Annotated in this window: 10 protein-coding genes; 8 read left to right on the top strand and 2 right to left on the bottom strand. The window is 74.1% G+C overall.

Annotated elements, in window-relative coordinates:
• Nucleotides 1-32: 32 nt before the first annotated feature.
• Nucleotides 33-758 carry a FadR/GntR family transcriptional regulator gene (locus MQV74_RS09355; protein WP_242715719.1) on the bottom strand — a complete coding sequence of 242 codons (726 nt, stop codon included), beginning with the start codon at nt 756-758 and terminating at the stop codon, nt 33-35.
• Nucleotides 759-836: 78 nt separating this feature from the next.
• Between MQV74_RS09355 and MQV74_RS09350 the strand changes: the two genes are divergently transcribed.
• From MQV74_RS09350 to MQV74_RS09325, 6 genes are all read left to right on the top strand, one after another.
• The gene (locus MQV74_RS09350) at nt 837-2201 is read left to right on the top strand and encodes a glutamine synthetase family protein (RefSeq protein ID WP_242715717.1); all 1365 of its coding nucleotides are present in this window, start codon (nt 837-839) and stop codon (nt 2199-2201) included.
• Nucleotides 2202-2209: 8 nt separating this feature from the next.
• Entirely contained in the window at nt 2210-3580 is a 1371-nt protein-coding gene (locus MQV74_RS09345) for an aldehyde dehydrogenase family protein (protein WP_242715715.1), read from the top strand.
• The gene (locus tag MQV74_RS09340; protein WP_242715713.1) at nt 3577-4359 is read left to right on the top strand and encodes a 3-oxoacyl-ACP reductase; all 783 of its coding nucleotides are present in this window, start codon (nt 3577-3579) and stop codon (nt 4357-4359) included. The genes MQV74_RS09345 and MQV74_RS09340 overlap by 4 nt, the downstream gene beginning before the upstream one ends.
• 77 nt (nt 4360-4436) lie before the next feature.
• Nucleotides 4437-5750 carry an HAD family hydrolase gene (locus MQV74_RS09335; RefSeq protein ID WP_242728555.1) on the top strand — a complete coding sequence of 438 codons (1314 nt, stop codon included), beginning with the start codon at nt 4437-4439 and terminating at the stop codon, nt 5748-5750.
• Nucleotides 5751-5772: 22 nt separating this feature from the next.
• Nucleotides 5773-7071, top strand: coding sequence for a haloacid dehalogenase-like hydrolase (locus tag MQV74_RS09330; protein WP_242715711.1), 1299 nt, complete (start codon nt 5773-5775; stop codon nt 7069-7071).
• A 53-nt stretch (nt 7072-7124) separates the two neighbouring features.
• Complete coding sequence (locus MQV74_RS09325) at nt 7125-8066, top strand: DUF2510 domain-containing protein (RefSeq protein ID WP_242715709.1); 942 nt, start codon at nt 7125-7127, stop codon at nt 8064-8066.
• A 56-nt stretch (nt 8067-8122) separates the two neighbouring features.
• Here the strand turns inward: MQV74_RS09325 and MQV74_RS09320 are convergent, their stop codons facing one another.
• The gene (locus tag MQV74_RS09320; RefSeq protein ID WP_242715707.1) at nt 8123-9349 is read right to left on the bottom strand and encodes an amino acid deaminase/aldolase; all 1227 of its coding nucleotides are present in this window, start codon (nt 9347-9349) and stop codon (nt 8123-8125) included.
• A gap of 523 nt (nt 9350-9872) precedes the next feature.
• On the opposite strand from MQV74_RS09320, the gene MQV74_RS09315 reads away from it, so the two are divergent.
• A complete protein-coding gene (locus tag MQV74_RS09315; RefSeq protein ID WP_242729396.1) occupies nt 9873-11027 on the top strand; it encodes a hypothetical protein in 1155 nt (384 codons plus the stop codon).
• Nucleotides 11027-12250, top strand: coding sequence for a type VII secretion-associated serine protease mycosin (mycP, locus tag MQV74_RS09310; protein WP_242715705.1), 1224 nt, complete (start codon nt 11027-11029; stop codon nt 12248-12250). Before MQV74_RS09315 ends, mycP begins: the two co-directional genes overlap by 1 nt.
• The last annotated feature ends 49 nt before the right edge of the window (nt 12251-12299 follow it).

Below are 12299 nucleotides of genomic sequence, written 5' to 3'. Positions count from 1 at the left end.
GGCCCGCGCGGGGATGCCCGCGCGCCCGCGGCTCAGGTCAGGAACCCCCGCAGCAGCGCCGCCGTGCCCGCGCAGTGCTCGCGCATCATCTCCCGCGCCCCGTCCGCGTCGCCGTCGAGCACGGCCTCCACGAGGGCGGTGTGCTGGCGCTGTGAGTGCTCCAGGTTGCGCACGAGCAGGGGGATGCAGTCGAGCAGGTCGTTGACCGTCGCACGGACCGCCGCGTACTGCGCGGTGAGCGTGGGGGAGCCGGACAGCTCGGCGAGCGTGAGGTGCAGCAGGGTGTCCAGGCGGCGGTAGTCGGCGAGCGGCGCGTCATGGGTGCGGGCGAGGGCCTCGCGCAGCCGGTCGGCCTGCTCGGCGGTGAGGCCGTGCGCCGCGCACAGGCCCGCCGCGCCCACTTCGAGCACCTCGCGGAAGCGCAGCGCGTCCTCCACGTCCACGTCGGTGACCCGGCGGCGCAGCTCGGCCTCGCCCGGAGCCCCGGTGCGCGGGCGCACGAAGGTGCCGCCGTAGCGCCCGCGCCGCGACTCGACCAGGCCCTGGTCCTGGAGCACCTTCAGGACCTCGCGCAGCGTGACCCGGCTGATGCCGAGCAGATCGGCCAACTCCCGCTCCGCGGGCAGCCGTTCGCCGCCGGGCACCAGGCCGAGGCGGACCACCTGGAGGATCTGCTCCAGGGCCTCCTCGAAGCCGTTGCCCGCCCGGACCGGTCGCAGCACCTGAATGAGGCGATCCTCGCCCCGCGCGTGGGACATCTGCCCGTACCCCCTTCCCAAGCAATGGTTCTTGCCCATACCTTATGGCCACTCGGCTGACCCAAGGAGGCTTTTCCCGTGGCAGACCGCACACCCCCGCTCGGTGTCGAGGAGCTGCGTGCCCTCGTGGCGAGCGGCGAGATCGACACCGTCGTCCTGGCCTTCCCCGATATGCAAGGGCGGCTCCAGGGCAAGCGGTTCGCCGCCCCGTTCTTCCTGGACGAGGTCCTGGAGCACGGCACGGAGGGCTGCAACTACCTCCTGGCCGTCGACACGGAGATGAACACCGTCGACGGCTACGCGATGTCCTCCTGGGACCGGGGCTACGGCGACTTCGCCATGCGCCCCGACCTCTCCACCCTGCGCCGCCTGCCCTGGCACGAGGGCACCGCGCTGCTCATCGCCGACCTGGCCTGGAACGACGGCTCGCCCGTGGTCGCGGCCCCGCGCCAGATCCTGCGCCGCCAGCTGGAGCGGCTCGCCGAGCACGGCTACAGCGCGCACGTCGGCACGGAGCTGGAGTTCATCGTCTTCAAGGACACCTACGAGCAGGCCTGGGACGCGGGCTACCAGGGCCTGACCCCGGCCAACCAGTACAACATCGACTACTCCGTCCTCGGCACCGGCCGCATCGAGCCGCTCCTGCGCCGCATCCGCAACGAGATGGCGGGCGCGGGCCTGACGGTGGAGTCCGCCAAGGGCGAGTGCAACCCGGGTCAGCACGAGATCGTGTTCCGCTACGACGAGGCCCTCGTCACCTGCGACCAGCACGCGCTGTACAAGACCGGGGCCAAGGAGATCGCCGCGCAGGAAGGCGTGTCGATCACCTTCATGGCGAAGTACAACGAGCGCGAGGGCAACTCCTGTCACATCCACCTCTCGCTCCAGGACGCCGACGGCAACAACGCCATGGCCGGGGACGGCCCCGGCGGGATGTCGCCCGTCATGCGCCACTTCCTCGCCGGCCAGCTCGTGGCGCTGCGCGACTTCAGCCTCCTCTACGCGCCCCACATCAACTCGTACAAGCGCTTCCAGCCCGGCTCCTTCGCGCCGACCGCCGCCGCCTGGGGCTATGACAACCGCACCTGCTCCCTGCGCGTCGTCGGCCACGGCCGCTCGCTGCGCTTCGAGAACCGGCTGCCCGGCGGCGACGTCAACCCGCACCTGGCGGTCGCGGGCCTGGTCGCGGCGGGCCTCTACGGCATCGAGCAGCGCCTCGAACTGCCCGAGGCGTGCACGGGCAACGCCTACACCGCCGACTACGAACACGTCCCGACGACGCTGCGCGAGGCCGCCGAGCTGTGGGAGAACAGCCCCGTCGCCAAGGCCGCGTTCGGCGACGAGGTCGTCGCGCACTACCGCAACATGGCGCGGGTCGAGCTGGAAGCCTTCGACTCCGCGGTGACCGACTGGGAGCTGCGCCGCTCCTTCGAACGCATGTGAGGCCCGTCTTGCTCGAACGACTCCAGGTACTGAACCCGGCGACGGAGGACGTCGTCGCGACGGTCCCCGCCGCGACCCCGGCCGACGTCGACGCGGCCGTCGCCCGCGCCGTCACGGCACAGGCCGCGTGGGCCGCCGTCGCCCCGGCCGACCGGGCGCGCCTGCTGCGCCGCTTCGCCGCCGTCATCGACGGCCACGTGGAAGAACTCGCCCAGCTGGAGGTGCGCGAGGCCGGGCACGTCATCGGCAACGCCCGCTGGGAGGCGGGCAACGCCCGGGACCTGTTCGACTACACGGCGGGCGGCGTCGAGCGTCTGAACGGCCGCCAGATCCCCGTCCCCGGCGGCCTCGACGTCACGATCCTCGAACCCCTCGGCGTCGTCGGCGTCATCGCGCCCTGGAACTTCCCGATGCCCATCGCCGCCTGGGGCACCGCCCCGGCCCTCGCGGCGGGCAACGCGGTCGTCCTCAAGCCCGCCGAGACCACCCCGCTGACCGCCCTGCGCCTGGCCGAACTCGCCCTGGAGGCGGGCCTTCCCGAGGGCCTCTTCCAGGTCCTGCCCGGCGAGGGCGCCGTCGCCGGGAACGCGCTCGTCGAGCACCCCGACGTCGCCAAGGTCGTCTTCACCGGCTCCACCCGGGTCGGCAAGCAGATCATGGCCAAGTGCGCGGACCGCGTGAAGCGCGTGACCCTCGAACTCGGCGGCAAGAGCCCCAACATCGTCTTCGCCGACGCCGACGTGGAGGCCGCCGCCCTCGCCGCGCCCGGCTCCTTCCTCGACAACTCGGGCCAGGACTGCTGCGCCCGCACCCGCATCCTCGTGCAGCGCTCCGTGTACGACCGCTTCGTCGAGCTCCTGACGCCCCTGGTCGAGTCGTACGTCGTCGGTGACCCGGCCGACGAGAAGACCCAGATGGGCCCGCTGATCTCCCGCGCCCAGCTGGACCGGGTGCGGTCGTACGTGCCCGCGGGCACGGGCATCCGCGGCAGCGCCCCCGAAGGGCCCGGCTTCTGGTTCCCGCCGACCGTCCTCACCGACGCGGGGCCGACGTCACCGGTCGCCGTCGAGGAGGTCTTCGGGCCGGTCGCGGTCGTGCTGCCCTTCGAGGACGAGGCCGAGGCGGTCCGCCTCGCCAACGCCACCGAGTACGGCCTCTCGGGCTCCATCTGGACCCGGGACGTGGGCCGGGCGCTGCGCGTGTCCCAGGCCGTGCGGGCAGGCAACCTGTCCGTCAACTCGCACTCCAGCGTGCGCTATTGGACCCCCTTCGGCGGCTACGGCCAGTCCGGGCTCGGGCGCGAGCTCGGCCCGGACGCGCTCGCCGCCTTCACCGAAACCAAGAACGTCTTCATCAGCACGGAAGGGCCCGCCCAGTGACCGAAGAGATTGTCTGCCGCCGCCTCGTCGGCCGTACCGCCGTGATCACCGGCGCCGGCAGCGGCATCGGCCTCGCCACCGCCCGCCGCCTCGCCTCCGAGGGCGCGCACGTGGTGTGCGGCGACATCGACGACACCGCGGGCAAGAAGGCCGCCGAGGAGGTCGGCGGGACGTACGTGAAGGTCGACGTCACCGACCCCGAGCAGGTCGAGGCGCTGTTCAGGACGGCGTACGACACCTACGGCTCGGTCGACATCGCCTTCAACAACGCGGGCATCTCGCCGCCCGACGACGACTCCATCCTGGACACCGGCCTGGAGGCCTGGAAGCGCGTCCAGGAGGTCAACCTCACCTCCGTGTACCTGTGCTGCAAGGCCGCCATCCCCTACATGCGGCGCCAGGGCAGGGGCTCCATCATCAACACGGCCTCCTTCGTGGCCCGGATGGGCGCCGCGACCTCGCAGATCTCCTACACCGCGTCCAAGGGCGGCGTGCTCGCGATGTCCCGCGAGCTGGGCGTGCAGTTCGCCCGCGAGGGCATCCGCGTGAACGCGCTGTGCCCGGGCCCGGTGAACACCCCGCTGCTCCAGGAGCTGTTCGCCAAGGACCCCGAGCGCGCCGCGCGCCGCCTCGTGCACATCCCGGTGGGCCGCTTCGCCGAGGCCGAGGAGATCGCCGCCGCGGTCGCCTTCCTCGCCAGCGACGACTCCGCGTTCGTGAACGCCACGGACTTCCTCGTCGACGGCGGCATCTCCGGGGCGTACGTCACGCCCCAGTAGTTCACCCAGAGGCCACCCACCGATCAGCCGGGCGTCGTGCGACGCCCGGCTGACCTGCGTAGACAGGCACCGTGTTCATGAAGATCAAGCATCCCCTGGCCGCTGGGGCCGCGGCGGCCGCCGCCCTCGCCGTCGCCGGGACCGGCCTCGCCACCACCGCCCAGGCCGCCCCGGCCCCCCGCGCCGCACACGGCACCACCGCCGCGAAGTGCCCCGCCCTCACCGTCTCGAAGGGCTGGTACGGCGACAACAAGGACCGCCTCCAGCGCCTCCTCGACACCTACGGCCGCTGCGGCGACGGCTACGGCAAGCACGACAAGCCCCTCGCCGTGTTCGACTGGGACAACACGGTCATCAAGAACGACGTGGGCGACGCCACCCTGTTCTGGATGCTGCGCCACGACAAGATACGCACCCCCGAGCGCGGCGACTGGCGCACCACGAGCCGCTACCTCACCGCGCCCGCCGCCAAGGCCCTCACCAAGGCCTGCCCGGCCACCGGCCGCACCCTGCCCACGCGCACGGACACCGCCTGCGCCGACGAGATCGCCGCCGTGTACGGCGAGGGCACCACGAGCACCGGCAAGGAGGCCTTCGCGGGCTTCGACCACCGCCGCATGGAGCCCCAGTACGCCTGGCTCGCCCAGCTCCTGCGCGGCTGGAGCCCCGCCCGCGTCAAGGACTTCGCGGCCGCGGCGCGCGAGGAGAACCTCGCCGCGCCCATCGGCACCGAGCAGCGGGTCGGCAGCGGCAAGGCCACCGGCTGGGCCCGCTACTACGACCAGCAGCGCGATCTGATCCGCACCCTCAAGAAGGCCGGGTTCGACACCTACGTCGTCTCCGCCTCGCCCGAGCCGGTCGCCGAGGTCTGGGCGAAGGGCGTCGGCCTCGACGCCCGGCACACCCTCGGCATCCGCAACGTCACCCGCGAGGGCCGCCTCACCGCCCGCCTCAAGGGCTGCGGCTCCGTCGCGGACGGCGCCGACTCGATGATCACGTACATCGACGGCAAGCGCTGCGCCATCAACGAGCGGATCCTCGGCGTGCGCGGCAAGGCCGCCGAGAAGGTCCAACCTGCCGCGAAGCGCCAGGTGTTCGCCGCGGGGGACTCCGACACCGACGTCTCCTTCCTGCGCGACGCCACCGGCCTCAGGCTCGTCCTGAACCGCAACAAGACCGAGCTGATGTGCCGCGCCTACGACAACGGCGACCGGCGCTGGCTGATCAACCCCATGTTCATCGAGCCCAAGGGCAAGCAGCCCGCGCCCTATCCGTGCGCCACCACCGGCTACACCGGCCGGGACGGCACGAAGGCCCCGGTGCGCCGCGCGGACGGATCGGTCATCAGGGACCAACGGGACACGGTGTACGGGGGTTCAACGACCCCGTAGGACTGCTGTACCGTCCACGCACATGCGTAACAGAAACATTCTGGCGCTGACGCTGGCCTCGGCCGCCACCCTGGTGGCCGGGCCCGTCACGCTTCCCGCTGCCGCCGCCACGGCCGCGCCCGCGTCGCACACCGGCGCCCACTGTCCCCAGCTCTCGAAGAAGCTCACCTGGTACGGCGACAACCGCGCCCGGCTGCAGAAGGTCATCGACGAGCGGGGCACCTGCTCCAACCCGCACCTCGGCCACGGCCAGAAGCGCCCCGTCGCCGCCTTCGACTGGGACAACACCGTCGTCAAGAACGACGTCACCGACGCCACCATCAGCTGGGCGCTGCGGCACGACAAGATCCTGCGCCCCAAGAGCTGGAAGTCCTCCAGCAAGTGGATGACGGCCGCGGGCCACCGCGCCCTCACCCGGGCCTGCGGCACCACCGTGCCCGCCGGCAAGCCGCTGCCCACGTCCACCAACACCGCCTGCGCCGACGAGATCCTGCAGATCCGCGAGGACGGCACCACGATGAGCGGCGCCGCCGCCTTCGCCGGGACCTGGCACCACCGCCGCACCGTCCCGCAGTACGCCTGGGTGCCCCAGCTCTTCGCGGGACACACCGTCAAGGAGGTGGAGACGTACGCGAAGAAGGCCCGCACGGAGGCCCTCGCCGCGCCCGTCGGCACCACCCGCACCATCGGCAGCCACACCGTGCCCGGCTACGCGCGCTACTACGACCAGCAGCGCGACCTGATCCGCACCCTGAAGAAGGCCGGATTCGACGTCTACATCGTCTCCGCGGGCTCCGAGCCCGTCGCCGAGGTGTGGTCGCGCGGCGTGGGCATCGACCGCAAGCACACGATCGCGATCCGCTCCGTCCTGGACCGCAAGGGGCGCATCACCACCTGGAACCAGGGCTGCGGCGGCGTCGGCGTCAACAAGGGCGACGTCATCCCGTACATCGACGGCAAGCGCTGCTTCATCAACCAGGAGATCTACAAGGTCAAGGGCAAGAAGGCCTGGGACAAGCAGCGCTGGAGCAAGCGCATCGCGGTCGGCGGCGGCGACGCCGACACGGATGTGACGTTCGTCGGCGACGCCACCGGCGCGCACCTCGTGCTGAACCGCAACAAGGGCGAGTTCATGTGCCGCGCCTACGACAACGCCGACGGCCGCTGGGTCGTGAATCCCATGTTCATCGAGCCGCTGCCGCAGAAGCCGGGCACCTACCCGTGCGCGACCGCCGCGTACAACGAGCCCGACGGGCGCAAGGGCCCCGTCCTGCGCGAGGACGGCTCGGTGGTCCCCGACCAGCGGGACAGCATCTACTGACCGCGTGACCGGCTGGTTGTACCGGCCGGCGCGCCACGTCCTAGAGTGCCGGGATGAGCATGTCGCCTCCGCCCGGCTGGTACCCGGACCCGTCCCGACCCGCCGTCGAGCGCTGGTGGGACGGGTCCGCGTGGACCGAGCACCGGCGCACGCCCGAGGCCACGGTCCACCTGGGCCAGGCACGGCCGGGGCCCGCCGCCACCGTGGTGCAGCCGGTGCCCACGCGCAGCGGCGGGCGCCGCGCCAGGGCCGTCGCGCTCGGCGCGGCCGGGGCGGTCCTCGTCGCCTCGATCGTCACCGGCTTCCTGGTCCTCCAGGACGACGACGGCGACCCCACGGCCGGGCCCGCGCCCACCGCGGAGGCGCCGGACGAGCCGACCCCCGCCTCCGCCTCGCCCACCGCGTCCCCGTCCGCCACCGAGGACCCGGACGTCCTCACCGACGAGCTCAACGGCATCACCCTGCCCGTGCCCGAGGGCTGGGAGAAGGCCGACCACACCGTCGGCGACGACCTGACCCTGCAGACGCCGAACACCTACGACTGCCCCGGCGACCCCGGCTTCTGCCGCCACGGCACGATCACCACGCGGACGGTGACCGGCACCGACGAGCGCTCGCCGGAGAAGCTCGCCCGGCGCGACATCAAGGACGCGGCCGACGCCGCGTACGACCACGACGCGCTCGACCGCGAGCCGTTCGGCGGCATCGCCCGGCACGCCCAGGTCAAGAGCGGCACCGTCGCGGTCGCGGGCCGCGGCGGCTACTTCGTACGGTGGCGCGTCCACACCGAGAAGGGGACCGGCGGCTACGTGCAGTCCCTGGCGTTCCCCTCCAGCACCGGCTCCGAGGCCATGGTCATCGTCCGCGTCAGCATCGACGCGGCGGACGGCGCGCCCCCGCTGTCCGACATCGACGAGCTCGTCGACGGGATCAGGCCCCTCGGGGACAGCGCCACGGGCGGGGGAGTGGGCAGCAGCGTGGGCCCGACGCCGTAACCCGGGCCGCACGGCTTCACGCCGTCACAGCTTCACGGCTTCACGGCTTCACGGCTTCACAGGAAGGTGTGGCCCTCGCCCCGGTACGTCGACACGGTCTCCGTCACCCGGTCGCCCACGACCAGGTGCAGCTCCGCGAACCGTTCGCACAGCTCACCGGCCTTGGCGTGCCGGAACCACACCTTGTCACCGATCCGCAGATCGTCCGCGGCGGTCCCGAGCAGCGGCGTCTGCACCTCGCCCGCGCCCTCCTGGACGGTGTACCGCAGCCCCTGGGGCAGATACGGCACCGGTGACCGGTCCGTGCCCGCGACCCCCGACGCCGGATAGCCGCCGCCGAGCACCGTCACCACGCCCCGGCCCGGCCTGCGGACGACCGGCTGCGCGAAGAGGGCCGCCGGGCGCCCGCTGAACGACGTGTAGTTGTCGAACAGGCGCGGCACGTACAGGCCCGATCCGGCCGCCACCTCCGTGACCACGTCCTCGGCCGCCGTGTGCTGCACGCTGCCGGTGCCGCCGCCGTTCACGAACTCCAGACCGGGCACGGCGTCCCGCACCGCCCGGATCGTCTCCGCGCGCCGGGCCGCCAGCTCCTTGCGCGCGGCGGACTGCATGAGCCGCACCGCCCGGGACTTGGCGGGGTGCCCCGCGACGGAGTCCCCGACACCCGCGACGTGCCCCTCGTACGCCATGACGCCGACGAGCCGGAAGCCCGGCCTGCGCGCGATCGCCCGGGCGAGGGCGGCGACCTGGGCGGGCTCGTGCAGCGGGGAGCGCTGCGTACCGATCCGCACCCGCCCGCCGAGCAGCCTCAGGGAGGTGTCCAACTCCAGGCACACGCGCACCGCTTCGCGTCCCTCGCCGCGCGCCTCCTCGATGAGCCGCAGCTGCGCCGGGTCGTCGACCATCACCGTCACGGCCGCCGCCAGCTTCGGATCGGCCGCGAGCTCGGCGAAGGCGGCGCGGTCCGCCGAGGGGTACGCGAGCAGGACGTCGTCGAAGCCGGAGCGCGCCAGCCACAGCGACTCCGCGAGCGTGAACGACATGATCCCCGCGAACCCGTCCCGCGCGAGGACCCGTTCCAGCAGGGCCCGGCACCGCACCGACTTGCTCGCGACCCGGACGGGTTTCCCGCCCGCCCGGCGCGTCAAGTCGTCGGCGTTGGCGTCGAACGCGGTCAGATCGACGAGCGCGAGCGGCGCGTCGAGATGTGCGGTGGCCCGGTCGTAACGGGCCCGGTCCGCAGTCCTGTCTCCGGTGAAGTCAGCGGCTCCGCCTGTCATGGGCGCAGCCTGCCAGACCCGGCTACCCGAGGGTAGGGGGACGTTCCGGGCAGATCACCCGGTGGCCTGGACTCGGTTCCCGTGGGGCTCATGTCAACCCGTAAAGTGACGCGCACGCAGGGAGCGCGCGACGCGACGGAACGGGGGGTGCATGAGCACGGAGGCGCGACGGCCCCCCGTCCCCCCACGTTCCGGTACGCCACCACGGCTGCCGACCAAGCCCCATGACACCCCCGCAGCCCCTGCCGCCCCTGCCGAGCCCGTCCCTCCGGCTCCGACGTCCGCTCCGGCCGCTCTCGCCGAGCCCGTCCCTCCGGCTCCGGCGTCTGCTTCGGCCGCTCCCGCCGAGCCCGTCCCTCCGGCCCCGGCGTCCGCCCCGGCCGGTTCCCGCGCCACGGCGGAGCCGCCCCTGCCCCCGGCGAGCGCCCGCTTCCCCGACGCACGCCCCCCTGTGGTCGTCCCCCCGCGCCCGTCCCCGGACGCCCTCACGCCCCCCTCGCTCCCGGCCGAACACGAGGCCGCGGTGGCGGACTTGCTCGCGCCCTTCGACCGGGCCGCGCCGGACCGGACGGCGGCCGTCGAGGCGGAGGCGGCCGAGGCGGAGACCGGCACGGATACCGAGCCGGACACCGGCGCGGATGCCGGGCCGGGCACCGGCACGGATGCCGGGCCGGACACCCGTACGGATGGCGGGAAGGACGCAGGGAGCGCCGAGGGCCCCGCCAGATCGAGCCGCGCCCCCGCCGCCCCCGCGACCCCCTCCACGGCCGACGTCGAGGACGCCCCGCCCCCGCCCGCCTCCGCCCGCCTCCCGGACGAGCCCCCCGCCGCCCCGGCGCGCCCCGACGCGCACCGGCCCTTCGTGTTCTTCGCGCGGCCCGCGCTGGACGACGACGCCGCCACCCGGCTGCGCCCCGTCGCTGCCTGGCTGCGGCCCCGCACGGCCGTCGCCGCGGCCTGTGCCGTCCTCGGGCTCGGGCTCATCGGCGGCGCCGTGACCGGGAGTTGGCTCACCGGCGAGTCCGACGCGGCGGGCAGCTCCCGCTCCACCTACGCCACCGCGGGGGCGCTCTGGCACAGCCTGCCCGTCGACGCCCTGTTCCCGCCCGCCATCAAGGGCGGGGGCGCGGGCCCCGGCGGCGCCGACCGGGTCTGGAACCGCGTCGCCGTCGCCCCCGACAGCGGCTGCGCCAAGGCCTTCGACCCGCTGCTGCGCAAGGCGCTCGCCCCCGTGGGCTGCCAGCGCCTGCTGCGCGCCACCTACACCGACGCCACGAAGAGCCACCTCACCACCGTGGGCCTGCTGTTCACCAAGGCGGACGCCGCCGCCATGCACGCGCTGCGCACCCGCTTCGGCCAGGAGGGCCTGGACCGGCGCACCGACCTGATGCCCCACGCGTACGCCGCCCCGGGCACCCCCGCCGCGCACTTCGGCGACGCGCAGCGGGCCACCTGGACCCTGTCGGTCCTGCCCGACGCGCCCGTCGTCGCCTACGCCGTCTCCGGGTTCGCCGACGGCCGCGCCGTCACCGAGCCCGAACCCGCCGCCGACGCCATGAAGGCGGGCGCCGCCTCCGCCCCCGCCCAGGCGGGCCTCGGCCACGACGCCAAGGGCATCGCCGACCGCGTCGAGCGCAGCCTGCGCAAGACCGCCACCGCGGCCCCGGAGGCCTCTTGATGAGCACGCCGAGCCCGCAGGGCACGCAGGGCGCGCCGGGCCGGGAGCGGCCGACGCGGTGGCACGCGCCTGCCGCCGCCGCCCTCGCCGGAGCCCTGGCGCTGCTGCCCGCCGCCCCCGCCCGCGCCGACGACGGCATCCGCGCCCAGCAGTGGGCCCTCGACGCCATGGGCACCGGCCAGGCCTGGCGCACCACCAAGGGCGAGGGCGTCACCGTGGCCGTCCTCGACACCGGGGTCGACGGCTCCCACCCCGACCTCAGGGGCAGCGTCCTGCCCGGCGAGGACATGGTGGGCTTCGGCGCCCGGCGCGGCGACCGGACGTGGGCCCGGCACGGCACCGCCATGGCCGGGATCATCGCCGGGCACGGCCACGGCGAGGGCCGCGGCGACGGCGTGCTCGGCATCGCTCCCGGCGCCCGGATCCTGCCGGTGCGCGTGATCCTGGAGGACGGCGACCCGGCCCGCAGGAAGGCACGCCAGTCCCGCGGCAACGCCCTCGCCGAAGGCATCCGCTGGGCCGCGGACCACGGCGCCGACGTCATCAACCTCTCCCTCGGCGACGACTCCAAGTCCGCGCACCCCGAGCCCAGCGAGGACGCCGCCGTCCAGTACGCCCTCAAGAAGGGCGCCGTCGTCGTCGCGTCGGCGGGCAACGGCGGCGAGCGCGGCGACCACGTCTCCTACCCCGCCGCCTACCCGGGCGTGATCGTCGCGACGGCCGTCGACGAGAACGGGGCGCGGGCCTCCTTCTCCACCCGCCGCTGGTACGCCACGGTCAGCGCCCCCGGCGACGACATCGTCATCGCCGACCCCGACCGCAAGTACTACGAGGGCTGGGGCACCAGCGCCGCCTCCGCCTTCGTCTCCGGTGCGGTCGCCCTGATCCGGGCCGCCCGCCCCGGCCTCTCCCCGGCGCAGGTCAAGCGGCTCCTCCAGGACACCGCCCAGGACGCCCCCGCGGGCGGCCGCGACGACTCCCGGGGCTTCGGCCTGATCGATCCCGTGGCCGCGCTCGGCCGCGCCGCCGCGCTGAAGCCGGACTCCCTGCGGGCCAGGGCCCACGGCGGGACGTACGCCGAGAAGTACTTCGGCCCGGGCCCCGACGAGGCGCCGGACGACGCCACGTCATCGGGCCGGCTGGGCCCCGTGGCCGGAGCCGCAGGCGTGGCCCTGCTCGCGGCGGCCGCCTACCTCTGGCGAGGGCGCCCGCGCCGCCGCTGAGCAGCGCTTGGCGAGCCGCGCCCCGCGGCGCCGAGGAACGGGCGGGTGG

It is taken from the genome of Streptomyces sp. AN091965, from assembly GCF_022698285.1.
GTDB lineage: Bacteria > Actinomycetota > Actinomycetes > Streptomycetales > Streptomycetaceae > Streptomyces.
Note: the sequence above shows the minus strand (reverse complement) of the source record. Positions and strands in the feature narration are given on the sequence as shown.